The organism is Paenibacillus terrae, assembly GCF_005217525.1.
Classification (GTDB): Bacteria; Bacillota; Bacilli; order Paenibacillales; family Paenibacillaceae; genus Paenibacillus; species Paenibacillus terrae_C.
On the sequence record NZ_PNXQ01000012.1, the window covers coordinates 48,785 to 74,214 of the forward strand.

The following is a 25,430-nucleotide window of genomic DNA, read 5'->3' on the forward strand; positions in this document are numbered from 1 at the left end:
TATATTGATCAGCTTTCGACCTGGAACTATGTTTTGTATGTCGGATTCCGCATGATTGGCAGTATTGTGATCGCCGGGGTGTTCGCGTTCTATCTGACTAAGGCGCTGGAAGTCACCGGGGTGACACGTTCCTTAAGACCCGCAACGGAACAGGACTATAAGGGGCTGGACTAATGAGTGAGGTAGTCGAAGATGTGGTGGCGTCGGTCACTCGTCTTCGTTTGAAATTTCCCGGTGAGCAGGAGCTGCTTTTTCACAATATGTCTGTATCCGTCCGCAAGGGGGAAAAGCTGCTGCTGCTCGGACCGAGTGGATGCGGTAAATCAACACTGCTCCAGGTGCTTAGTGGTCTGATTCCGCGCACGATAGAAGTACCGATGAAATGTGATGCTGTCGTCATTCCAGCGCGTGCGGGTATCGTATTTCAAGATCCAGATACGCAGTTTTGTATGTCGTATGCGGACGAGGAACTGGCTTTTGTGCTAGAAAATAATCAGGTTCCCCGTGAGCAAATGCCGTCTCGTATCCGCAAGCTGCTGACGCAGGTCGGTCTTTCGACGGATGAGATACATATGCCGATTGGCAGCATGTCTCAGGGCATGAAGCAACGGCTGGCGATTGCGTCTGTGCTGGCGATGGAGCCGGAGGTGCTTTTTCTGGATGAGCCGACGGCATTGCTGGATGAAGAAGGCACCGCACAGGTGTGGGATACGATTCGCCACATTTCAGCAGATCAGACGCTAGTGATTGTGGAGCATAAAATTAATGAAATTGTCCATGATGTGGACCGGATTGTGGTGCTTTCTGCTCAAGGGGAGATCATGGCAGACGGAACTGCGGAAGAGGTATTTCATGTGCATCGGCAGGCGTTGTCTGATTACGGTGTATGGTATCCGGGCGTATGGAATGAGGCATCTTCACCACGTTGGAGTGAACAAGAGGCAGAGGGACACATCTTCTGTGAACTAAATGAGTTAAACATTTCTCTTCAGGTAGAAGAGGCGGCTGTGGGTATTCCTATACTGGAACTGGAGCATTTTAGCGGCCTTCGGGGTTCGAGTCCGGTCATTCATGTGGAGAAAGCGCAGGTGAAGCCAGGTGACTGGATTGGCGTGATCGGTGAAAATGGAGCTGGTAAAAGCTTGCTGCTGCTCTCCATGATGCGCTTAATTCGAACGCAGGGAAGTTACAGCGTGGACGGAATAGAGGCGGGTGGTACGGAACAGCTGGCAGAGCACATCGCGTTCGTGTTTCAAAATCCGGAGCTGCAATTCGTAGCGCACACCGTTCGAAAGGAACTGGAGTATTCGCTGCCGGAGAACTTGTTTACGGCTGAACAGCGCCGGGAGCGAGTGGATCGAATGCTCGTACAGTTTGGGCTGGAACGGCTGGATGAACGTCATCCGTATCAGCTTTCGTTGGGGCAAAAAAGGCGGCTGAGCATTGCCACAGCTATGATCCGTGAGCCAGCGGTGCTGCTGCTGGATGAGCCGACCTTTGGGCAGGACGCACGCAATACCTTTGTCATGCTGGACATGCTGGAGCAGCTTAGAGCGGCGGGCACGGCGATTGTGATGGTCACGCATGACCCGGAAATTGTCCGTCGATATTGCACGGATATATGGCGGATACAGAAGGGGGAGCTGCGGCATGAACCTGTCTTTTCCCCATCATGAAACATGGCTTCACCGGGTTAATCCGGGATTAAAGCTTGTTATGTTTTCCTTGTTGTTCGTGGTCGTCATTCTGATTCACAATCTGAATGTGATGTTCAATGTGGCGTGTGCTATGCTGCTGTTGCTCGTCTGGTCAGGCCATCCGTGGAAGCGACTGCTGCTGTATGGTTCTCCTTTTATACTGGTGTTTATCTCAACCTCCACAGGCATGATAATGTTCGGCAAAGGGGTGACAACCTGGTGGACATGGGGCCTGATCCATATTACGCAGGAAAGCTTTTATCGGGGCATGCATCTTGGATTTCGTGCACTGAGTATGGCAGCGGCAGGATTATTATTTGGTTTGACGACACGCCCGGTGAACCTGTTTTATTCGCTGATGCAGCAATGGAGGCTTCCTCCGAAATATGCGTACAGCTTTTTGGCAGCCATGCGGATGATGCCGATGCTGCTGGAGGAATTCCAAACGTTGAGACATGCCCACCGCATTCGGGGTGTGCATCAGCATGTGTCCAAATGGAATATGTATGCTACGCTTCGCAGATATGCGATTCCGCTGCTGGCTCAAAGCATCCGGCGCGCCCAGCGAATTGCTATTGCCATGGAGGCCAAGGGGTTTGCCAATGAAACCAGGCGCACATACTATTATGCAATCCATTATTCGGCTATAGATATTCTGTTTATTTGCTATTTTGTGGTGATGCTCACGCTGGCTTGGGGGCTCGGTATCGGCTTTCCTTATGTAGGCGTGTGGGATGTACGCTAATTTGCTGTCAAAAGGCTTTGCCCGATTTCTGCTCTGTGTTATATTAATGCAATGGGAAATGACGGCTCGTACAGACCTGACTGGGCTGGCGGGCTTATTACATTTTCCCTGAGAAATGGATCATCAGGAGGCCAGGGTTCATGATTACGCTGCATCAGGTAAGCAAGCATTATACGACCTCAAGCGGCCCATTTCAAGCGGTTCAATCCGTGTCCCTTCAAGTGGAGGAAGGGGAAATTCACGGTATCATAGGTGCCAGCGGTGCTGGTAAGTCAACGTTGCTCCGGCTGATGAATGTATTGGAACGGCCGGATGAGGGAAACGTGGTTGTGAATGGGAAAGAACTGACTCGCATGACGGAAAAACGTCTCCGTGAAGCGCGGCGATCCATCGGGATGATTTTTCAGCACTATCATCTCGTTCACAATCGGACGGTTAGTGGCAATGTGGCAATGCCACTGGAGCTGGCAGGCGTCCCGAAAAAAGAGAGAGCGGTACGCGTGCGCGAATGCCTGCAATTCGTCGGCTTGGCTGACAAGGCGGAGCAGTATCCAGCACAGTTGAGCGGAGGCCAGAAGCAACGTGTGGCGATTGCCAGAGCGCTGGCGAATCGACCTGCCGTGCTGCTTTGTGATGAGCCGACCTCAGCGCTTGATCCGCAAACAACGACCGATATTCTAGGTGTGTTGCGGGAGATCAACCGTGAGCTGGGGGTTACAATTGTGATCGTAACGCACGATATGGACGTGGTGCGGAGCATTTGTAGCCGCGTTTCGGAGATGCGGGATGGGCGACTGCTTTCAACGCAGCCTGTAGGCGATCCATCGGACGGTTCAAAGCCGGGAGAAGGTGAAGCCCGTGAATGAAACGTTGAGCATCATTGCGCAGTATCAGTCCGAGATATGGAAGGCCATCGGAGAGACGTTCATCATGGTAGGTATTTCTATCGCAGCAGCCGTGCTGCTGGGGCTTCCGGCAGGAACGATGTTGTATTTGTGCGGCAAGGGGCAAAAATATGAAAATCGGCTGGTATTCACCATATTGAACAGTCTGGTCAATGTGATTCGCTCGTTCCCGTTCTTGCTACTGGTCGTGTTTATGATTCCATTTACACGTCTCGTCGTGGGTACGGCACTGGGTACGATGGCGGCTACGGTTCCCATGTCAGTGGTAGCCATTGCCTACTATTCAAGGCTGGTGGAGCAATCGCTGCTGGATGTGCCCAAGGGTGTAATCGAAGCTGCTACTTCTATGGGAGCGTCTACCCTCCAGCTTATTTTTAAATTTTTGTACGTAGAAGCCCGTTCGGGGCTTGTACTTGGCTTGACCACGTCCACCATCAGCTTCATTTCCTACTCCACGGTGATGGGCATTGTGGGCGGCGGCGGCGTGGGCGATTTCGCCATTCGCTACGGTTACCAGCGCTTTGAAACCGGATTGATGGCGTTCACCATCGTCGTCATGATAATTTTCGTGCAAACGATCCAGTTCACCGGAAGCACCATTTCCCGCCGGATCGACAAGCGATAGTATATTGTAGCTTGCTTGTAGGCACTACATCTGCACAACCCACTATGGGAAATGAGAATGACTTTACAGTGCCTCAAAAGCGTAGCGGGCAGAATTGTTCTAAAGAAGCGTTAGCGTTCGCCTTTATCCCCGGATGTTCACCTTGAATGGTTCATTAAATGAAAAAATCCGGGGGTAACAGCGATCGGAAGAACAATCTGCACGCGAAGCGGCCCCACTGTAACTCGTTTTCCTCTTCCCAATCACAAATTTACTTGGAGGTTCTTCACCTAATGAGTCGGAAAAACAACTTGAAAACAAACTTGAAATTACTTACACTATTCGCTGTCGTCATGCTGCTGGTTGCCGGATGCGGCGGTCAAAAGCAGGCGGCACAGCCTAAAGAAGCGACTTCCCAAAAAGAAGTGACTTTGAAAGTGGCGACACTGATTCCACCGATGACGGATGTGCTGGATATCGTAAAACCATTGCTCAAACAGGACGGAGTTAATCTGGAAATCGTCGTGCTGTCGGACAATATTCAACCCAATAACGCATTGGCAGCCCATGAAGTGGATGCTAACTTCTTTCAGCATGCTCCTTTTATGCAACAATACAATGAAAGCAACAAGTCTGATCTGGTAGCAGTCAAACCGATTTACAACGCCATCTATGGCGCGTACTCCAAAAAATACAAGAACATTAAAGACCTGCCCGAAGGTGCGACCATTGCGATTGCCAACGACCCGGCAAATACCGGACGTTCTCTCGTGATGATGGAACAAAACGGTCTGATCAAGCTTAAAGAAGGCGTAGGCTATAATGCCACACAGGCTGATATTATAGAAAACAAGAAGAAGTTTGTGTTCAAGGAAGTCGATCTCTTGATGCTGGCGCGTTCGCTGGATGATGTGGACATGGCTGCCATGTATCCCGCTTATGCCAAGCCGCTGGGCCTGACACCGAAGAAGGACGCGCTGATTACAGAAAAGGATGATACTCACTTTGCCATTAATCTGGTAGCGCGCAAGGATAATGCGGATTCGGATGCCATTCAAAAGCTGGCGAAGCGAATGACCGGTCCGGAGGTTCGCAAATTTTTCGAGGATAATTACAAGGACAGCGTCATTCCAGCGTTTTAATTGAAGTGTTGAAACGTTGTTTTATGATGAGTTGTGGCCTGTATAAGGTAATGAAGTCTGTGATGAGCAGATGGAGTTCCTTGTGCAGGTCTTTTTCTTTTCTATCCTTAATATGGATATTTTTCATCGAAAACAGGGTAAAAAGTCTTAGTTTTTAAGTTTACTGGGCGTGATATGGCTGTGATTTTTGGTCATATAGGGCGATGGAGTAATGCTTGCGAGCATATTAAAATAAACATACGAACAAGCATTCGTTTTCGATTTCGTTAACAGTGTCTTTGGATGGATGGAAAATTCAACTGACAACGGGTAAGAAGCGGAAGCAAGAAAGAAGGGGAACGACATGAAGCTGGCTGTAACTGTAAAAAGTTTGGGAAAAAGAAAGCCAGAACTCGCAAAACAGGAATTGGAGCTGAATCCTGCCCCTGAAACTTTGCGAGAGCTGATTGCTGCTACCGTCGCCCTGGATGTCCGCAGACTGCGTGAAAAGCAGGAGAGTGTTGCACTGATTCCGTTCCTCACAGGGCAGGAGGTTCAGGCGCAGGGCGAGACAGGCAAGGTAGGATTCGGGTCTATCTATAATGATGGCGTTCCTGATGTGGAGGATGCAGTAAACACGTCGATGCAGGCTTTTGAAGACGGGTTGTACAGGGTTTTTGTACGTGATGAGGAAGCCGCTGTGCTGGATGCCCCTTTGTTGCTTGAGGATGGAGACGAGATTGTATTTATACGGTTCACAATGCTGGCCGGAAGCCTATGGTAGAGGGGGAAATGAAATATGCATCAGGAGAAAAATGAGCAGGAATATTTCACCGAACTGAAGGGGCGCGCGGCGCAACTGGATGGACAGCAACAGGAATTGGCCCAATATGTAATGGAACTGGGTCGAATTCATTACATACGCGAGGATGAGGAGCCTTTTAACGAATGCCAGCGCATACTAAAAGAACAGGCAGAAGCAAGCGGAGATCTGCTGTTCAAGCCACTGGCAGAGGTGCTGCGTCAGTTGATTGGAACAACGGCGGGGGATGTGCTTGCATATATAACGGAGCATGTGACTGAATATCCATACAGTACAGGGTATGAGCGTAAACCGTTCCGTACCTCGGATATGACATTCCATACTTCGCGGATTTACAAAAGAATGGTGCAGCTTATCCGAATGGACTGGATCGGCTTTTCGCTTATAGATTATTTAACGAAAAAGGATTATGAACATGGAAATGACTATCGGATTCAAGAGACGATTAGTGATTGGATAGCCTATGAGTTGGATAACGATAATCCGCAGGTGTTGGAGGCGCTAAAGGGGATTATTTATGGCGATAACCAGACTGCGCTTCTTACGCGTGCCATGATTAAAGGAATGCTCTTGAGCCATCAAGAGGAGAATTACCATATGGTCGGCGAGCTTTTGGTAGCCGCCAAGCTTCAGGAGGGATTGCGCCAAAGCATCGTGGAGCAAATGGATGAGGGAACCCCGGAGGCTCTTGTATATTTGTTGAAGGTGGTTATCGACCAGGGATTCATTCGTTACAGCTCGGTGGTACGGGCGCTTGCGGTATGGACAGGCATGGGCTTGGAGTCTGCTAATCAGCGGGTGGTTCGCCAACTGATTGAGCAGGCGTATGAAGCATTGACAAACAGCGAGCTGCGTCAGGAATGGCTGACCAGCGCGAATGCCAATGAGGTATATATGAGCTTGTGGGCTACCGCTGTACATGAGGAACGTGATCTGTATGGACAAGTTCGGCAAGTCATGGAACAGGGAGCACCTTATCAGAAGATTGTAGCGCTTTATGTACTCTCTAACAGTCAAAATAAGGATGTGCGTCTGGGGATTGCCAGAGAATATCTGAATGAGACGGACCCGGAGCTTCAATACTGGGTGCTGACGAACTATACAAATAATTATTTTTACGAATGGGTAGAAGGCGGAACAGTCGCGGATCGGATCGTTAAAGTAGTTCGTACTCCATTACTGGAAAATAAAGAAGAGCGACGCAAGGATTTTGAGCGGCTTCATGCTCTGTTTGCACAGATGAAAAAAGGGGAGTCTACCGAGTCCTCCAAGGTGCTGGATTTTGTAAACGTTCATCATCGCTCGGATGCGCCAATTCAAAAAATGCTGTATCTTGTCGGTTACGACATGGACGCGACCTGGATTGGAGAAATCATAGCCTTAAAGGATCAGATTAGCTCTAATCTACGTGGTGAGCTACTGAATCAATTTGTGCGGAATCCAGATGATACGGTGCAGCGTGAATTTATTTTCTCAAGCCTGTCCGACAAAAGTATGAGCATTCGTGAGTTCGCTGTTGCCAAGGCGCACAAGCTGACGCTGGCGGAAGAGGAAATGCAGCAAATGGAGGGGCTATTGAAGCTCAAGACGGGCTCCCTGCGACAAAGTGTCATTGGTGTATTGCTGGCGCAGCCGGAGAAGTCTCTGCATAGCTCGTTGGAGCGGTTGCTTCGGGCAAAGGCGGAGCTGCAACGATTGGGCGGACTGGAAATATTGACGAAGATATATGCAAGCCCTGAGCGTGCCGAGCAGTATGAAACCCTCAAGCCTTTAGCAGATATCATTCAGCAGCCGACGGCTAAGGAGGAACAGCTGCTGTCCAAGCTGGAGCAGGTGGATGCTTATACAGAGGCCAATGGCTTTGGTCTATACGATCCGAATGCCAAGGAAGCTTGGCTGGAAGAGAAGGTTGATCTGGGAGGATTTCGATTAGCTGATATTTTTGTATGCCCCTTGGAGAAAATCAAGAAGTTCCTGAGCGGACTGAATGAGCTTGTCCACCAGCATCGTGATGTAGAATATACGGCTGAGTATTATTCGGGCTACAAAGAAACGCTGCTAATCGGTGCTAATTTTCGTACCGTGCGGTTGGCTCAGCCTAATGAGGAGGCAGTTTCCATGCTGTCTTTATATCCTCTTCACGAGGAATGGAGTCGTTATTTGCAGGAGAGCGACATGGAAGCCAGTGAACTGCTAGAGCTTGTTTTATATGACCGATTGGAGTCTATGGATCAAACACTTGACCGCTATTACCGTTATTTCTCCAATCATAACATGGACTATTCAGAACTGAGCAAGCACAAGCTGCTGGAAGGATGGCGTAAAGATTTCGCTGAACAAATGTATCCTTTAGATCGAATTAACGAGATGCAGCGATGGATAGCAGAGTTGACGTATAGCGATCAGGTAAGCACGCTGATTAATGCTTATTTTCTGGACACTCCCGGTGATAAAACCTTTGATACCATTGATTTCTCGTTGAATACATTGATGCAATCTATGCCGAAGGACAGACCTGCTGAGGACATGGGAATGCTGCACCTGCTGTCCAGCCCGTGGATCGGGTTAGAGAAAGGGCGTATATATGATGATGAGTCCTTTAAGCGTTTTTTCCATACTTTTGTTAACTATAATGAACTGGCAGCTGTATTAAATCACTTTTATTCACCGCTGGATCTGGAAGATTATTTTAAAGCGTATGAAAAAGGGCTGATCGGTGTAGGAGAAGTGTATCGGGAACTATTGGCTGGCAGTGACAGCAGAAGACATATGAGTTCCTTAACGAATGCCCGCAATACATGGATTGCCAGCAATCCAGAATTTTTGGAAATACGGCGTACGGTTATTGACCGATTGCTGGAGGTTGAATTGGTTCGAGGTGATTTGCCTACCGAGGCTACGCCAAAAGTGATGGGATTGAGCCGAATTGAAGGCATGGATTATTTCATCCGTATTCTGGATGGACTCGACAAGGAAACGTTCGTGCGTGGTTATGTGTACGGTTACGGCGATCGTATTACCAAAAAGGAATCGTTCAGCCACTTGCTCAAGGTATGTTATCCGCGTGAAGGCGAGGATTCTTCTTTGTTGAAGGAAAAGCTGAGTAACGCTAAAATTACGGATAAACGTCTGCTGGAGGCGGCAATGTATGCTCCACAGTGGATTGAAATTGTAGCAGGCTACCTCGGATGGGAAGGTCTTCGCAGTGCTGCATGGTACTTCCATGCACATATTAATGAAGGTTTTTCCGCCGAGAAGGAAACGATTGTAGCTCATTATTCACCAATTGCTCCGCAGGATTTTAATGATGGAGCCTTCGATATTCACTGGTTTCATGAGGCCTATGAGACGTTGGGCGAGGAACGTTTTGATCTGCTGTACGACTGCGCCAAATATATTTCGGCTGGAGCCAATCATCGCAGGTCCCAGTTATTTGCGGATGCGACGCTGGGTAAGCTGAAACTGAGTGAGATGAAAAAGTCGGTGGAAGACAAACGGAACAAGGAGCATTTGCTGACCTACAGTCTGATTCCTCTTGTCAAACCTCCCGAACCAGATGTACGGGAACGTTATGACTTCATCCAGAAGTTTCTGGAACAGAGCAAAAAATTCGGGGCACAGCGTAAGGCCAGTGAAGCTCTGATTTCACGAATTGCGCTTGGGAATTTGGCACGTAATGCAGGCTATGATGATGTAACCCGGCTCGTGTGGGACATGGAAGCCCGTAAGCTGGAGGATCTTCGGTCTTATTTTGAGCCACATGCTTTGGAAGAGGCTACAACGATACAGCTTGTCATTGATGAAGAAGGAACGGCAGATATTGAGATTGTCAGCAAAGGGAAGACGCTGAAATCTATTCCGTCTCGCTTCAAGAAGGATGAGTATGTTGCTGCGTTGAAGGAGCTTAAAGGCGATCTGGTGGATCAGTACCGTAGAGCCCGCAAGGAATTGGAGCGCTCTATGGAGTCCGGAACGGCCTTTATGATGAAGGAATTAACGGGATTATTAGGCAACCCTGTGCTTGCTCCGTTGGTGCGAACGCTAGTCTTCAAGGCTGGAGATCGCTTGGGATATTTCAATGAAGATACATCCGGGTTGGCCGATCCTTCGGGTCAGCAATATCCCGTAAGTGAAGAGGACAAGCTGATCATCGCTCATCCGCTCCATTTGTACCAAAGTGGTCGTTGGAGCGACTTCCAGAAGGATTTATTTAACCGCCAGATTCGTCAGCCGTTTAAGCAGGTGTTCCGTGAGCTGTACTTGCCAAATGCAGATGAACGTGCAAGCGCCACGGTTTCCCGTCGATATGCAGGACATCAGGTACAACCGAATAAAACGGTAGCCCTGCTGAAAGGTCGCCAGTGGACGGTCAGCTATGAGGAAGGACTACAGAAGGTGTATTATGCCGAAAACCTGATTGCTAACCTGTACGCGATGGCAGATTGGTTCTCACCAGCCGATACCGAGGCTCCTACACTGGAGACGGTGCAATTCTTGGATCGGACAACGTATAAAAGTGTGCCGTTGGAGGAGGTTCCTCCAGTGCTGTTCTCGGAAGTCATGCGGGATGTAGATTTGGTCGTCAGTGTCGCCCATGTAGGCGGTGTTGATCCGGAAGCCAGTCTTACAACCATTGAAATGCGCAGTGTTATTGTGCAGGAATCGTTGCGTCTACTGAAAATCAGTAATGTACGCTTGGATGGCAATTACGCGCGTGTAGACGGCAGCCTTGGTGAATATGCGGTGCATTTGGGAAGCGGCGGTGTCTACAAGCAGGCGAAGGGAGCGCTGCATATCATTCCGGTGCATTCGCAGCATCGTGGGCGCATCTTCCTGCCGTTCCTGGATGAAGATCCAAGAACAGCCGAGATTTTATCCAAAATTGTACTGCTGGCTGAGGATCAGAAAATCAAGGATCCGCAAATTCTTGCGCAGCTTCAGGCGTAGGATAGAAACTGTAATATAGAGATTCATTTTGAAGTAGCGTGAAGCCCTGTCCATGCAGATCCGTGTGGCGGGGCTTCATTATTATTGCCCAGGTAATTCTTTTGTTCCTGGCAGGGGTTTGCTAGAATAAAGGGGATTGTGTAAGTCAACGTTGACCATATTGCAGGGAGGGACACAAGTATGAGCAAGAAGATCAAATGGGGAATTGTCGGCACAGGATGGATTGCAGATCAATTCGCCGCGGATTTGACACATGTTACAAACGGGGAAGGGTACGCCGTAGGATCACGCACTATTGAAAGCGCTACCGAATTTGCAACCAAGCATCAAATTGCACGCGCTTATGGAAGCTATGAAGAACTGGCTCAAGATCCCGAGGTAGATGCTATATACATAGGCACTCCTCATCCTTTTCATAAAGAAAATGTTCTGACGGCTCTTCGGGCTGGAAAAGCCGTCCTGTGTGAGAAACCTTTCACCGTGAATAGTGGGGAACTGGAGGAATTGATCGGCTTAGCACGTGAACATAAGCTGTTCCTGATGGAAGCGATGTGGACACGCTTTTTGCCTCCGATTCGCCAAGTGCGGGAGTGGATAGATGCAGGACGGATTGGTGAGGTCAAGCTGGTTAAGGCAGAATTTGGTTTTCGTGTAGATTGGAATCCCGAGGGGCGGCTACTGAATCCTGATCTAGGCGGAGGTGCTTTGTTGGATACGGGGATTTATCCGGTTTCTTTTGCCTCGATGGTGTTCGGTCCTGAACCCAAGCATGTATGGAGTACCGCTCATATCGGGGAAACGGGTGTCGACGAGACGTTCTCCATCCTGCTGGATTACGGAAACGGGCGCACGGCTATGCTTAACGGGGCAGTTCGTCTCGGACTGACGAATGAGGCATATATTCATGGCACAAAGGGATATATCCACATCCCATCTTTCCTGAATAGCACATCGGCTACTTTACAAGTGGACGGCGAAGAGGCACAAACCATTCAGGATGAACGAGCTTCTACAGGGTATGCCTTTGAAGCAGAAGAAGTGGGACGCTGTCTGAATGAAGGCTTGCTCGAAAGTTCCACGATATCTTTGGATGAATCACTGGGTATTATGAAGCTGATGGATCAGATTCGCGCACGGTGGGGGCTTCGGTATCCTTTTGAGTAATCTTCCCGGTTAACGAGTAGTCCACGCCGGTACCCTCACCAGAAAAATTACCGGGTGTGAACGGAATGCGCCGCCCTGGATGAAATATGCGGAGCAGACCTACAATGGCTGGTATTTGGACTATAACGATCCGCGCGTCTATTCCGCATATGCTGACTATTTTTGTATGCTATATTCAGGCTTAAGCGAATGAAGATATTCCGATTCAGGCGATTTCCATTCAAAATGAGCCAGAGCTCGCTACGTCCAAGTATCCCAGCATGAGTATGGGGGCAGCCGAGCAGGCAAACTTTATTAAGCATATTTGGTCCTGCCTAAAGTCGGAACAAATTGTCCACCCAGATTATTGCTTTTGATCATAACGGGGATACCGGAAGTGAATATGTCCGTACGGTGTTGGGAGATGAGCAAGCCCGAAGCTAACCGCACGGCAAGGCCTTTCACTGCTACAAGGGAGAACCCACAGCGATGACAGACGTGCATAATGCCTTCCGAACAAGGCTGTGTACATGACAGAATGCAGCGGGGGGCAGTGGAGTACGGATTATGGAGACAATTTTCAATGGAACTCTTCGACTTCATAAAAAGGCCATTCTTCTGAATGCTTACAGTAGTAGATTTAGAGCGCTTAGCCTATCTGGCTGGGTGCTCTTTCTTGTGTGTTTCAAAGTTCAAGCCGCGAAAAGATAAAATTGTAGTATTGTTCTGAAATGGTCGGTCCGACCATCACTCAAATCGTTCAAAAAGTGAGTGCAGTCACACAAGTACATTGAAAAGCTTAACTATAATGTATACATATACATCGTTTTAAATTTCTCCCTTTTGGACCAACGCTTCCAAGCATTCATGTATAAAGGAGAAGAATAGCCTCATGGAAATACAATTACAGTTGGACCCCTTGTCAGTTGAACGATTAGCAAGGGCGCTTTCAGCAGGATCGGGAGTATTTAAGTTGTTTTATGACACAGAGGACTGTGGATGTAACGGCGTAATTGTCATCTTGGTGGTCACTGCGCCCGATGCTACCGATATAGTCATTCAGTCCGAGCCCTATTGTTTTTTTGTAGACCGGCAGCAGGAGCAGCAATTCGACAGCAGAATGAGGCTTGAGGCAGACCCTAATTATCCGTCGTTTAAATTGAGTAGCGATGCGGGCCTATTCAGCAGCAACATTAGAATTAAAGATGTGCGTGTAAAATCGTCAAGAACGTAAGAATACGAAGGGAAGAAGACGATCTGCTACACCGATAATTAGTTAAAATAAATTCACTCTTCGTCAAGGACCGGTGGAAAATATGAATAAATCAAGTACTGTACAAGAGTTTACATTCGATGATATGAAAAAGATTTCACGAACTAAAATGGGGAAATCGCTCCCGATTGAACTTTACAGAGCAATACGTTTAATCGGTATGTATCAAGGGCTTCCTATGAAGGGGAAGGGAACTACAGCTACCGTAGGTAGAAAAATTGGTGAAAGCTTGCCCGTTAACTCATTAGAAGACCTGCTTGATATATTCCGTGAATTAAAAATAGGAGATCCTCACATTGTTCTTGAGGAAGAACATAAAATTCATGTTGCCGTAAAAGATTGCTTTTGCGAGGGATTACCCGAGATGGAAGGCAATATGGTGTGTGATTTGGAAGGAGCAATCATGGAAGGGGCATTGAGCAAAATCAAAGCTAAGAGAGTTAATGTCAGAGAAATAAAATGTAATGTAAACGGAGACGACTATTGTGAGTATGAAATCCGTTTTTAGCAAGTTGGGAATAAAGCCTAAATAGGGAGTGATTTTCAGTGGAAAAGAATAATCTTGCCCAATTTCAAGAATATCAGGAGAACAAATTTACTAAACGCATTATTCATAAAGAAGCGGAAAATGTTATTTTTATTCTGAATTTTAGCCCGGGAACCGAGTTGCCGTCCCATAACCATCCGGGTGCTAACGTTTATATTCTGGTTCTTGATGGACACGGGACAGTAACCAGCAACGGGACGGAAACATCGGTCGTTAAAGGGGATATCATTCATATCACCGGAGATGAGAGTTTCTCTTATCGCAACGACACAGATATCGAATCTAGCCTTTATGTCGTTTTAACGAAAACACCCGGCGAGCACTACGCCCAAAATATATAATACAGACTAAATCGACATGAACACGAAACCAGTAACGAATTCAAAAAGACGAACCTCATCCAGCAAACATGGAGCGAAGTTCGTCTTTTTGGACATATTCACTCAGCTCTCCAAAAAACTATGTTATGTAGCAGCCTCCTTGTAAGTGGTACAATAACCATTATGACCATACGAGAAGGACGTTGAGATGATGAAAAACTTGCTCGTTTCGGGCTACCGCGCCCATGAATTGAATATTTTCAGCCAAAAGCACGAAGGTATTCCATATATCAAAAAGGCGATCACAGGCAGGCTCATTCCCCTGATTGAAGAAGGACTGGAGTGGATTATTACCCCCGGACAGTACGGGGTGGATCTGTGGGCCTGTGAAGTGGCAATTTCACTGAGGCAGCAGTATCCTCATTTAAAATGCTCCATTATGGCAGCCTATCAAAATATGGAGGAAAAGTGGAAGGAGGATAAAAAGGAGTATTTCCAGCAGATTTGTGAGGGAGTTGACTATGTGGGAGTTGTCAGCCGCCAGCCTTATCAGGGAATATGGCAGCTCAAGGCGCGGGATGAACTGCTTTTCCGCAAAACCGATGGTTTATTGCTCGTTTATGACGAGGATGCCGGGGAGGGCAGCCCACGTTTTATGAAAGAACTGGCATTAAAAAAGCAGCAGGCAGAAGGCTATCAATATATCAGCATTAGCTCAGAGGATATCCAAAGCATAGCAGAGGAAGAACGATTATTCATGGACCTCTGATTTTTAAAGCATTAGCTCTGATTTTTGAACAAAAAGGACGAATGCGTCCCTTTACTTTTATGTAAGCGCTATCATAAAATTTAAACAACAATAATTTATCAGTCAAATAAAATTAATTTATTGAAAAAACATAACCATGAAAGGAGTTAAGGATTCAGATGAAAAAAAGATTTCGGTATACCGCGTTGCTCTGTCTCGGTGTTATTTTGTGTGGAACAGTCACCCCGATGGATAGCCAGGTCTCTGCTGCCTCCACGAGGCAAATGGAAAAGCTGAACCGGGGAGCCGTCGCGGTCAAAGTGCCGGAGGGCGTGCTGGTGAGTTGGCGTTTGCTGGGCACGGAAGCGGATTCGGTCAGCTTCAATCTGTATAGAGGGACAAGCAAGGTCAATGATGCGCCGATTACGTCGAAAACCAACTTTTTGGACAAGGCAGGCACAACCGCATCCTCATACACGGTTCGTGCCGTAGTGAATGGAGCAGAACAGGCTGCTTCTCAGGCAGTGAAGGTTTGGAGCAACAACTATCTGGATGTTCCCATCCAGCAGCCTGTGGGCGGTACAACCCCGGATAATGTGAGCTACACGTACAATGCCAATGACGCCAGTGTAGGTGATCTGGATGGGGATGGCGAGTATGAGATTGTGTTAAAATGGGACCCTTCCAATGCCAAGGACAATTCGCAATCCGGCTACACGGGAAATGTATTTTTGGACGGCTACAAGCTGGATGGAACACGCAAATGGCGAATCGACCTGGGCCGGAACATTCGGGCTGGAGCGCACTACACACAATTTCTCGTCTATGATTTTGACGGAGACGGCAAGGCGGAAATCGTATGCAAAACAGCAGACGGCTCTAAAGACGGCACAGGTGTAACCATCGGCAACGCTTCGGCGGATTATCGTAATGCCAGTGGTTATATTTTGGACGGGCCTGAATTTCTGACCGTGTTCTCGGGCGATACGGGCAAAGCACTTAGCACGATTGACTATGTGCCGCCACGGGGAACGGTATCCAGTTGGGGAGATAATTATGGCAACCGGGTGGACCGTTTTCTCGCCGGGGTTGCTTATCTGGATGGCGTACGGCCGAGCATAGTCATGGCACGGGGGTATTACACCCGAACGGTTCTGGTCGCGTACGATTGGCGTAATGGTAACTTGAATCGACGTTGGACCTTTGATAGCAACAGCTCGACCAATGCCGGAACCGCCGGACAGGGCAACCATAGCTTGAGTGTGGCGGATGTGGATGGAGACGATAAGGATGAAATTGTGTACGGTTCGCTGGTAGTGGATGATACCGGAGCGAAGCTGGCTAACTCTGGGATGGGACATGGGGATGCACTTCATGTCGGGGATTTGAATCCCGACCGTTCAGGATATGAAGTGTTTAAGGTAAACGAGGACAAAAATGCGACTTATGGTGCTGCCATGTATGACCCGCGTAATGGAAACATTTTGTGGGGCGTAAATACAGGCAAGGATACCGGGAGAGGCATGTCGGCAGATATTGATCCCCGTACAAAAGGGAACGAGCAATGGGCACCGGGGATCGGCGTACGTTCGGCTAAAGGAGAGCTTATTACGAATACGCTACCGTCCTCCATTAACTTTGGAATTTGGTGGGATGGCGACCTGCTGCGTGAGCTGTTGGACCATACCTCATCGAGCGCTGGTAAAATCGACAAGTGGAACTATACCAACTCGACCACTTCCAATTTGCTTACGGCGACAGGTACCAGCTCCAATAACGGAACGAAAGGAACACCATCCTTGCAGGCCGATCTGTTCGGCGACTGGCGCGAGGAAGTGATTTGGCGCAAAAGCGATAATTCCGCCCTACGAATCTACACAACACCGTATGAGTCAGAGTATCGTTTTTATACACTTATGCATGATCCGTTGTATCGCCTGAGTATAGCGTGGCAGAATGTGGCCTATAACCAGCCGCCACACACTGGGTTTTATCTGGGAGAAGGGATGTCCAAGCCCACGCAGCCGAATATATATACCCCTTGATTTACAGGTCGGTTTGAAGGCCGAAATGAAACAGCGAATGAACCAAAACGGAAAGGGCCCCGGGTTGAACGGAGCTCTTTTTGTCATGCCATTATTTAGTTGATCGGATAAGGTGTGTTATTCATATTCCCGCAGGAATCTACCGATAAAATACAAAGTAACACACATTTTCTATGAATGACAACAATAGAAGGAGCGCATGACGAATGGGAAAAAAAGTGTTGATTGGTTTGGCTATATTTATGGGCGTCATTATTGTATTTTGCTTGATTACGGTAGGTTCGATCTGGAGTCACCGGAATACGGCTGTGAAGCTGGAAGGAAGAATTGAGGCTCAATATCTATCGAACCAGTCCAGCTACGATAATATGTGGAAGAAATTCAAGGAAATGACGCAGGTCACGGATTTACAGGCTGGACAGGTCAAAGAGGTATACACAGGGATGATTACCGGACGATATAATGATACGAATTTGCTGTATCAGGCGGTGCATGAACAAAATCCTCGTTTGGCTACATCTGTATATACGGATCTTCAGCGCGAAATTGCCGCCAGTCGCCAGCAGTTTGATAACAACCAGAAGCAAATGATGGATATCGTTCGGGAATATAACACGTATATTAAGGTACATTTTATTATGGCTTCCCTGACCAATATGAAAACATATGATATGTCCCAATATATCGTAACTTCAGACCAAACCGAGGATGCTTTTACCAAGAAGAAAGCGGATGAAATCCGTCTGAAATAGGGGGATCAATTTATGTATTGGTTTATCCCTTTCATCATATTCGTGGGGTTGATTCCAGTGAAGCTACTGACCGGGACCCGCTGGAAAACGATCATTTGGACTGCTATTTTTAGTGCTGTATTGACGGCTGTGACGATCTACATTGATTTCCGAATAGAGACATGGGATACCGAGGTATGGTCCGGCAAAGTCACAGATTGGCACCATAAGGAGGAATGGGATGAGTGGCATCCGCCCAGAAAAAGCTGTAGTAAAGACAGTAATGGTAAAGAGAAGTGTACGAGACATAGTGGCTACTGGGAGCATCATAATGCGGAAAACTCCATTTATACCACAGATGACGGATGGATTCGCGTGGATCGTGCGCCCGATGGCAGCACGTTTGGGGATAGCTGGCCCAACAATACCGCAACACTAAAATGGTTCTGGCCCTATGGCACACCGAGTGCTTCGACGCATCATTATCTGAACAAAGTACAGGCCTCCTATTCCATTTTCAGACATAAAGATATAGATGTGGAGCAATACTCCGACCTGCCGGAATACCCCAAGGCTGTGCTTAATTATATTGATATTAACCGTATTATCGGTCAAGTTCCTAACAAAGCAAAGGCATTACGTATGCTGGCGAGCATGAACACCGAACTGAACAAGCCTGTTCCCAACCCGGAAAAACCGGGAAAAACGAAGTCATGGAAGCAGGTCAATTTGATTTTTGTTCATGTGGGCTTGAATAAAACACAGGACTATGGCTTCGCGCTTCAGGACAAATGGGAGGGCGGGAACAAAAACGATTTTGTCGTAGCCTTCTCTACCAACGATAAGAATGAACTGCTATGGGTCTACCCGTTTTCATGGAGTGAAGTGGAACTGCTAAAAATAGAGGTCCGTGATTACATGATGAACGTACACCAGATCACCGATTTTGTACCCATTGTCAAGAAGGTAGGAAACTTGGTGGCAGCCCGCTTTGAACGCAAGTCTTTTTCCGATTTTGATTATTTGCAGATTGATATTAGCTTGGGAGGGTGGGTTTCCATATGCGCTCTTAACCTGATGCTGGTGGGCTTATACTGCCAGAATGTTCTGGAGCAAAAAAGAGAACGACAACTTCAGGAGCGGGGAGTTACAGGCTAGATGTGGCATCACCTGTGCAGCCTTCTTTTTCAGAAGAGAGCCAACGTATGATATTCATAAAAATGGGAACATTAGTTCTTATTAGTGTAATATACGTATGAAAAAGGAGGCGGGATATGTGACTTCTCTAACGACCGAAGGTATGATCGCGCTCGTAAGCAATGTCGGATTCCCTGCTGCATTAAGTCTGATTCTGTTAAAATACATCCTTGTCACCCTCAGCCGCAGATTGGAGCAGCTTGACCGGTCTGTTAAGCAGCTGTCACGATCCCTGGAAGAGGTGGAGGCCCAGCGAGTGAAGCAGTCAAAAGAATCGTGCCCGACAAATACGGACAAACTTCGTGCAGAATGAACAATAAAGGCAAATAGAAACAATTTAGCAACCCAATTGTGGCAGGAGATTCTTATAATAGAAACGTGTGCAGTTTATGCAGGTATATGATTATGGAGGTGCATAGAATGATGAAAACAGGTATGAAAATAAATACGAAACTATCCGCGTTGTGCATCGCAGCCGCACTTATGAGCGTGGCGCAGGCCGCCGCCGCCGCGCCCGTCGTGACCGCTCCAGCGGAAGCGACGCAGCCGGGCGCTGCCAGTCCGGCCGCACCATTCCCGGCCCCGGCACAAGCGCCGTCGGTTCCAGCAGCATCAGCCCCGGCCCCAGCCGCCGATTCCGCCAAGGCTGCTACACCAGCAGCTCCGTCTGCGCCAGCACCGCGCCCTGCTTCAGTAGCGCCAGCGGTTGCTCCGTCCGTACCGTCGACTGCCAAGCCGTCGAAGCCGCAGCAGCCGTCTACCTCGGCGCCAGCAGCAGCCGAAGCTGCCAGCGTAAAGCCAACGCAGCTGGATAAGCTGAATCACGAGAGCGCCATTCCGCTCGTGCTGGAGGCGCAGTCACGTTATCTGTACGCGATCAGCGGTGGCAGCACGGTGGGCGAATCGTTCCAGTGGAACGGCAAAAGCTACCGCTACCTGTCTGAGGACATTGGCACCAAGACCAAGCTGATCAGCTATCTGACGCAGGCCTACACCAAGCAGGCCAGTGAGCAATTTGTCAGCAAATTTTTCGTTGAAGTCAACGGAAAACTAGCTCAGCTGGACGCAGATGGTGGTAACCTGCTGGAGTTCAACCGGGCTACAGCGAAAATGGTGACGATGACCCCGATTAAGCGCAGCTATCTGCTGACCGTGCCTTATCCGGCAGGAACCAAGCAGGCGAACGAGAAAATCACCGTGAATTTTGAAAAGGTCGGCAGCTACTGGAAAGTCAGCACCGCGCCACATGTCATTTTCTAAATTAAGATTTTGCATCGTTATTCACAAATGGAGTAAAGTGAGGTTGAGGCTTGTTTCGTAAGTCCCAATTCAAGGCAGGGGAGTGCTGTGCAATGATGACACCCATTAAGGTAAAAGACGTTAAGGATATTGAAAAAATCAATCAAATCGTTTCGAATTATACCTATGATATTTGGATTCATGGCAAAAGCGGCATGGCAGATGCCAAATCCATTTTAGGCATGTATGTGTTAAAGCTGGATGAACCGCTGACTCTGGTGGTACCTGACACCGTCAATCCCAAAAAGCTGTTTAAGGAGCTGGAAGAATTTATTCATTTTCCTGCTCAAGAAGGATAACAGACACGTAAACACCTGTAGATGCTGCATGCTCTAACTAAAAATAATGCAAAGAAGCCATGGAATCCTTAGATTCCACGGCTTCTTTTTTAATGCTCCTCCTCGTCCAAAAACGGGAGATTCACCGAATAGTACATCACACCCATCAGCAGCACACCGCCAACCAGATTCCCAAGCGTAACCGGAACAAGGTTATGAATCACGCCAGCAACAGAGACCGTACCCGGATGATCCAGCACGAGCGCAATGGCGAAAGTACACATATTAGCCACACTATGCTCATATCCCGAAATGAAAAAGCAAAATACGAACAGCATCATGGCAAACATCTTCGCACCGTTCTCCTTCATGAACATCGGTACAAAGAAGGCAAGGCAGACCAGCCAGTTACACAAAATAGCTCGGAAGAACAGCTGCATTGTGGGCGCTTCCATCTTATGCTCCACCACGTTCAGCAAAAAACTGTTCACATTGGAGGACTCAAACAGCCCAGTTAAGAAAATAAGGAGTGCGAACACCCCGGCACCCAGCAAATTACCGCCATAGCTGGCAGCCCACAGCCGAAGCACCTGTCCCCAGCGGAGCTTTTTACGGAGCGCAGCATAGGTGTAATAAAAGGTGTTGCCTGTAAACAAATCCCCGCCGCCGTAAGCGATCAGAATGATGGCCGCCCCGAACGTGAGCGCTGCCATAGGATAAGTGAATGGAGAATGCTCCATGTAAAAAAAGTTGCCCGTCTTGAAGGCCACAATAACGCCGAACCCGATGAACATACTCGCCAGCATGGAACGAGCCAAATACCGGAGTAGGCTTTGCTTGTAAATTTTGTACTTCTTCATGGCTAGCTGTTCGACATTGCGTAAGCCTTCCGTCTCCATATTCAACGACAACCTCCTATTTTCTCGAATGTAAGTCTTTAAACAGACCTTATTATTCTCTAGACATTGCCCAGTCAGTCAGTATTCCTGTTCGCTTATAACAAACCAAGCTTTTGCAGCCCGTACAAAATGCCGTCTTCATCTGCGCGTTTTGTGACCATTTTAGCTGCGGCTTTGGCTTCATCACAACCGTTACCCATTGCGACACTATGATGTACAGCCCTCAGCATTTCCACATCGTTCAAACCGTCGCCAAAAGCGTATTGATTTTCATCGGCAATGCCCAGTCTGGACGTAATTTCGCGGATGCCGATTGCTTTGGAGCCAGCGTGAGGAACAACGTCCACAGAACTCGGATGCCAGCGTACAAAGTCAAAAGCTTTGAATACCGCTTCATAGAAGGGTTCTTCTTCTACCGTACACATCAACAGCGTCTGATAAATATCTCTTCCCTGAAAATAAAGCGGATCGTATCCAACCGAAAGCTTAGCCTTGAACGTTTGGAGCGATTTTTCTACAAGCTCATCGTTAGGAATATTAGCCTTCATGTTGGCATGATCCATATATACGATCGCATGATTATGAGTAAGGGCCAGATCAGTCATGGATTGCAAAGCTTCTCTGTTCAGCGGATTTGTAGCAATTACTTCCCCGCGAAGCACGACATATTGCCCGTTAAAGCTGACGTAAGAATCAATTTCAAGCTGCTCACGGATTTCCTTGAACATAAAAGGCGCGCGTCCTGTGGCAATGGCTACCTCATGACCTTGCTCTTTCAAAGCAAAGACGGCCTTCTCAGCCGTTAGTGGCATTTTTTTGTCATCGTCCAGTAATGTACCGTCGATATCGAAAAAGATAATTTTTTTGTCTGACATGTTCTTACACCTGACTTTCAATAATGTATTGTCGAAATGAACTCATATGAATTCATTATATCAAAGGAACTGCTTCTGAATACACAAATACGTATAAATCCTCATGAATGTCTGACTTCTATAGCTTACAATATGAAATAAGGATTACTGTAAAATATAATGCCTATCTCCTATTTTCATAGACGGGATGTGATCATCATAAATAAAATCCAAGTCACACCGGAGCAACTGGATCACGTGGCCTCCCAATTTGCCAATGCCCACGGAACACTGTATAACCAGTTAAATGGCCTGGATAACACAATGAACAACCTTCACAGCCAGTGGGACGGTATGGAGAGAAATCGTTTTTATAACGACTATCGGACGGCTAAATATACGCTTTCTTCTGTGTTAAACAAGGTTCAATCCATTGAAATTGAGCTGAAAAGCATTGCTTCGAAGTTTAGAAGTACGGATGACAACCCGCGTGGCTTCTGGACTGCATTAGCGGCGGCTATGAGCGCTAGTGCAGCGTCGGCGGGCGGTGGAGAAGCCGGGAAACAAGCTGGAGATGCCTCCGAGCCTCCTAAAAACATAGATGACTGGGATCGGGCCGACGCCGATAAATACCATCAATATGAGAAATTAATGAAAGATGCCGAGGCGATTGGAGACAAGCAGGTTATGCAAAAAATCCACGACCAGATGAACGTCCTACGGCTGCAATATGAGGACTCGGTGACCCGTACAGATTACAATACAGGAGAAACGTCCAAGATCACATCCGATTCTCTCGTCGCCGTCACCGAGCTGACAGGTAAGGATGGCACGAAAACGGATATATCTATAGATAAAAAAGGAAATATTGTCAGCTACGAGCAAAATAATGACAAATACGATTACTGGGCCCAAGAGCATACCCAATCGGCTGGAGAGCACGCTCTGGGTAAAACGGCCCAGACCGTCACCGGGTACGGCATAGGTCTTATATTGTCGCGAGGGACTGGCGTTGGTGGCGCAGGTTCGAGCATTAGTTCCGGCTGGGGAGAGCACGTCGTTGGCATCGGTGGCGGCATGATCAGTGACAAGGTGCTATTCTCTGTACCAGATGAAGGCGAAACCCGCACCATGATTTACCGAACCGACAAGGAAACCGGACATATCGAAAACATGATTATCGTCACCAAAGGTGAAAATGAAATGGAGTACCGCTACTGGGAGGACTATAACTAGAAGCGGTCATGATCTGAAAACGAGCATACTCAATGCGAATAGGAGTATCTATAAAATCTACAGTCTTTTTTCTGGAACAGGTGAGCGGCAGTTGGAAACTGTAAAACTCGCTAGCTGGAGAAGTCTGTAGATTTTTTTGTTTCTTATAAAAAAAAGCGCAGTGACTTCCGCTGAATTGGAAGGCTGCGCCTTTTTATTGCTACTTAATATTTACTGAGCTTCCCCATTCAAATAACGATAAAAGGGAGCATCCACCCAGAAGTGGTAGCTTTCCACCTCTACACCTGGCTTGATTTTACGTAACCCATCGCCAATGGAGGAAGCTTTGTCCGTCAGTGAAAAGGACTGGGCGTAATAGCGCCCCGCGCTGACCCGATTGTTCGCAATCTCCGTGTAGGCTGAGCCGGGGGAGGATAGGGAGTAATAGAGCGGCTGCCACCAGGACTGAGCGATCAGGCCGGCTTGATCTTTGCTGTTCTTTTTGGCGTATTGGTTGATGATGGCGTCAAAACGGTTCTTCTGCCCGATCGTCGCAAATTCGAGGGCAAGGTCATATTCCTTGGAGTAGGCGATATAGTTGCCGTTATGGATTTGCACGACTTTATAGTCTTCGGTCTGGACTGGCTGTCCCCATTCTTTCAAATATACAAAAGCCGAAGTTTTCGGCTCTAGCTGTACTTTGGCTTGAATGCCCTCGCTGCGAAGCAGCCCAATCAGCTGGATCGCGTGCTTGAGATCGCTGTGTCCGTAAGTAAGGGACAGCTTCGGATCAAAATGGGCATCATAGCGGCTGTCCTTGATGTTGTAGCCTGTGAACAGATTTTGCTGAAGTCCTTCGTCAAACAGGGCTTGCAGCTCTGGGGATTGGACGAGTATCTGTGTATCGTAGGCCTGATGGATTTTAGCAAAAATATCGTCGTCCTGTACTTGGCCGATGGCATTTTTGTATTCGCCGTGGAATGCCAGTACACGGCTTAACACCTCGGCGGTGAATGACGCGTCGGCTTGGCCTTCCGGCTGGAAGGAGGGCAACTCGCTTTGCGTCAGCAGTCCTGTATCTATAGCGACTGCCAGTTCCTGGGAGGTCGCTGATTGGGTCTCAGCAGTTCCAGCCAATGTACGAATACCCGATTTAGTCAGCACGGCCTGCGCCTTATCTGCAGGATATGTAGCAGCCAACTCAGTCAATCCGGCGGCTTTTACAGCTATACGGATCGTGTCGTTTTGTGTCAGAGGAACGGACGCTTTTACGTCAGTGTTATCCAGAATACCTTCTGCATACAGTACTGCCGCTTGGGCATATAACGGATCATTTGACTCTAAGCCTGTAAAGGCGGTGTTTTTGTCCCCAGAAGCGGTACTTGAGCTGTTCAGATGCAACACGGTGGCAAGCGCGGCGATATATTCCCCTCTTGTCGGGGATGAGGATAATTGGATGTTAAAACGGTCCTTTAGATAGGTGAGCTGGTTATCCGAATCAGTAATATTGCTTGAACCGGGGATGCTTACTTGTTGGACGATCGGGGCTGCCGCGGGTGCGGCATAGGAATCAATAGGGCTGGAAAAGGCAGCGATGAATAGGGCGGCGGATAGGGGAATCATTTTCCAAGAGGATGGTCTTAGGTTAGCAAAAGGTGCGGTCATGTGAAATTTCCTCCTAAATAGGCTATACTATTTTATATTATTCCTAGCTAAATACTTGTAATTTGATAGAATAATAGCTTGTTCCTCTCAAACTGTCAATCCATCTAGAAGAATAGGGTGTTATTTAGCCTCATAATCCATATGGTTATACCTGCGTGCTATCTACGGACTTGCAATTAGGGTACCAAATGATAGATGATGGAAGAGGGCCTTTCCGTAGAGAATAGGGCTAAAGATGGAGAGGATACCTATAAAAAATAGATCAGATTTACCGTATTTTTGTATATAATTGTAGAAAAAGATCGTAATTCAGGTTATAGTAAAGGAAGAAATTAACTAGGATGCGTTTCACCCAAATACGATTTTGTGGAGGG

The 25,430-nt window shown here is 47.7% G+C and carries 22 protein-coding genes and 1 pseudogene; 20 read left to right on the forward strand and 3 right to left on the reverse strand.

Features of this window, described 5'->3' with window-relative positions; all coding sequences use genetic code 11:
* The 19 genes and pseudogenes from C1I60_RS25540 to C1I60_RS10400 all read left to right on the forward strand — a co-directional run.
* Positions 1–174: pseudogene (locus C1I60_RS25540) on the forward strand (ECF transporter S component); the annotation flags it as partial.
* Complete coding sequence (locus C1I60_RS10310) at positions 174–1,676, forward strand: ABC transporter ATP-binding protein (RefSeq protein ID WP_137061644.1); 1,503 nt, start codon at positions 174–176, stop codon at positions 1,674–1,676. The pseudogene C1I60_RS25540 and the gene C1I60_RS10310, both read left to right, overlap by 1 nt.
* Positions 1,651–2,442, forward strand: coding sequence for an energy-coupling factor transporter transmembrane component T family protein (locus tag C1I60_RS10315; RefSeq protein ID WP_137061645.1), 792 nt, complete (start codon positions 1,651–1,653; stop codon positions 2,440–2,442). Before C1I60_RS10310 ends, C1I60_RS10315 begins: the two co-directional genes overlap by 26 nt.
* Positions 2,443–2,582: 140 nt before the next feature.
* The gene (locus C1I60_RS10320) at positions 2,583–3,308 is read left to right on the forward strand and encodes a methionine ABC transporter ATP-binding protein (protein ID WP_137061646.1); all 726 of its coding nucleotides are present in this window, start codon (positions 2,583–2,585) and stop codon (positions 3,306–3,308) included.
* Positions 3,301–3,972: a methionine ABC transporter permease gene (locus C1I60_RS10325; RefSeq protein ID WP_134911039.1), complete on the forward strand. Its 672-nt coding sequence runs from the start codon at positions 3,301–3,303 to the stop codon at positions 3,970–3,972. The genes C1I60_RS10320 and C1I60_RS10325 overlap by 8 nt, the downstream gene beginning before the upstream one ends.
* Positions 3,973–4,244: 272 nt before the next feature.
* Entirely contained in the window at positions 4,245–5,093 is an 849-nt protein-coding gene (locus C1I60_RS10330) for a MetQ/NlpA family ABC transporter substrate-binding protein (RefSeq protein ID WP_137061647.1), read from the forward strand.
* A 343-nt stretch (positions 5,094–5,436) separates the two neighbouring features.
* On the forward strand, positions 5,437–5,856 hold the full coding sequence (locus C1I60_RS10335) for a hypothetical protein (RefSeq protein ID WP_137061648.1): 420 nt from the start codon (positions 5,437–5,439) through the stop codon (positions 5,854–5,856).
* Between the two features lie 15 nt (positions 5,857–5,871).
* Positions 5,872–10,842 carry a DUF5724 domain-containing protein gene (locus tag C1I60_RS10340; protein ID WP_137061649.1) on the forward strand — a complete coding sequence of 1,657 codons (4,971 nt, stop codon included), beginning with the start codon at positions 5,872–5,874 and terminating at the stop codon, positions 10,840–10,842.
* Between the two features lie 180 nt (positions 10,843–11,022).
* Positions 11,023–12,006, forward strand: coding sequence for a Gfo/Idh/MocA family protein (locus C1I60_RS10345; protein ID WP_137061650.1), 984 nt, complete (start codon positions 11,023–11,025; stop codon positions 12,004–12,006).
* Between the two features lie 871 nt (positions 12,007–12,877).
* Positions 12,878–13,219, forward strand: coding sequence for an iron-sulfur cluster biosynthesis family protein (locus tag C1I60_RS10355; RefSeq protein WP_137061651.1), 342 nt, complete (start codon positions 12,878–12,880; stop codon positions 13,217–13,219).
* A gap of 82 nt (positions 13,220–13,301) precedes the next feature.
* The gene (locus C1I60_RS10360) at positions 13,302–13,766 is read left to right on the forward strand and encodes a V4R domain-containing protein (protein WP_137061652.1); all 465 of its coding nucleotides are present in this window, start codon (positions 13,302–13,304) and stop codon (positions 13,764–13,766) included.
* Between the two features lie 38 nt (positions 13,767–13,804).
* Positions 13,805–14,146 carry a cupin domain-containing protein gene (locus C1I60_RS10365; RefSeq protein WP_137061653.1) on the forward strand — a complete coding sequence of 114 codons (342 nt, stop codon included), beginning with the start codon at positions 13,805–13,807 and terminating at the stop codon, positions 14,144–14,146.
* Positions 14,147–14,336: 190 nt separating this feature from the next.
* Positions 14,337–14,894 carry an SLOG family protein gene (locus C1I60_RS10370; protein WP_170970800.1) on the forward strand — a complete coding sequence of 186 codons (558 nt, stop codon included), beginning with the start codon at positions 14,337–14,339 and terminating at the stop codon, positions 14,892–14,894.
* 158 nt (positions 14,895–15,052) lie between these two features.
* Positions 15,053–16,918 carry a rhamnogalacturonan lyase gene (locus C1I60_RS10375; RefSeq protein ID WP_170970776.1) on the forward strand — a complete coding sequence of 622 codons (1,866 nt, stop codon included), beginning with the start codon at positions 15,053–15,055 and terminating at the stop codon, positions 16,916–16,918.
* A gap of 206 nt (positions 16,919–17,124) precedes the next feature.
* On the forward strand, positions 17,125–17,670 hold the full coding sequence (locus tag C1I60_RS10380) for a LemA family protein (RefSeq protein ID WP_137061655.1): 546 nt from the start codon (positions 17,125–17,127) through the stop codon (positions 17,668–17,670).
* A gap of 12 nt (positions 17,671–17,682) precedes the next feature.
* A complete protein-coding gene (locus C1I60_RS10385; RefSeq protein WP_137061656.1) occupies positions 17,683–18,807 on the forward strand; it encodes a hypothetical protein in 1,125 nt (374 codons plus the stop codon).
* 118 nt (positions 18,808–18,925) lie between these two features.
* Positions 18,926–19,159 carry a hypothetical protein gene (locus C1I60_RS10390; RefSeq protein WP_137061657.1) on the forward strand — a complete coding sequence of 78 codons (234 nt, stop codon included), beginning with the start codon at positions 18,926–18,928 and terminating at the stop codon, positions 19,157–19,159.
* Positions 19,160–19,281: 122 nt separating this feature from the next.
* Complete coding sequence (locus tag C1I60_RS10395) at positions 19,282–20,106, forward strand: DL-endopeptidase inhibitor IseA family protein (RefSeq protein ID WP_137062231.1); 825 nt, start codon at positions 19,282–19,284, stop codon at positions 20,104–20,106.
* Positions 20,107–20,198: 92 nt separating this feature from the next.
* On the forward strand, positions 20,199–20,444 hold the full coding sequence (locus C1I60_RS10400) for an HPr family phosphocarrier protein (protein WP_014279995.1): 246 nt from the start codon (positions 20,199–20,201) through the stop codon (positions 20,442–20,444).
* Between the two features lie 89 nt (positions 20,445–20,533).
* On the opposite strand, the gene C1I60_RS10405 is transcribed toward C1I60_RS10400, so the two are convergent.
* Together C1I60_RS10405 and C1I60_RS10410 are read right to left on the reverse strand one after the other, a co-directional pair.
* Positions 20,534–21,322, reverse strand: coding sequence for a formate/nitrite transporter family protein (locus C1I60_RS10405; protein WP_137062232.1), 789 nt, complete (start codon positions 21,320–21,322; stop codon positions 20,534–20,536).
* Positions 21,323–21,417: 95 nt separating this feature from the next.
* On the reverse strand, positions 21,418–22,197 hold the full coding sequence (locus C1I60_RS10410; protein ID WP_137061658.1) for a Cof-type HAD-IIB family hydrolase: 780 nt from the start codon (positions 22,195–22,197) through the stop codon (positions 21,418–21,420).
* A 189-nt stretch (positions 22,198–22,386) separates the two neighbouring features.
* Between C1I60_RS10410 and C1I60_RS10415 the strand changes: the two genes are divergently transcribed.
* Positions 22,387–23,412: a WXG100 family type VII secretion target gene (locus C1I60_RS10415; protein ID WP_252361667.1), complete on the forward strand. Its 1,026-nt coding sequence runs from the start codon at positions 22,387–22,389 to the stop codon at positions 23,410–23,412.
* Between the two features lie 210 nt (positions 23,413–23,622).
* Here C1I60_RS10415 and C1I60_RS10420 read toward each other — a convergent pair whose 3' ends face one another.
* Positions 23,623–25,056, reverse strand: a complete 1,434-nt coding sequence (locus C1I60_RS10420; protein WP_137061659.1) for a hypothetical protein — start codon at positions 25,054–25,056, stop codon at positions 23,623–23,625.
* Positions 25,057–25,430: the final 374 nt, after the last annotated feature.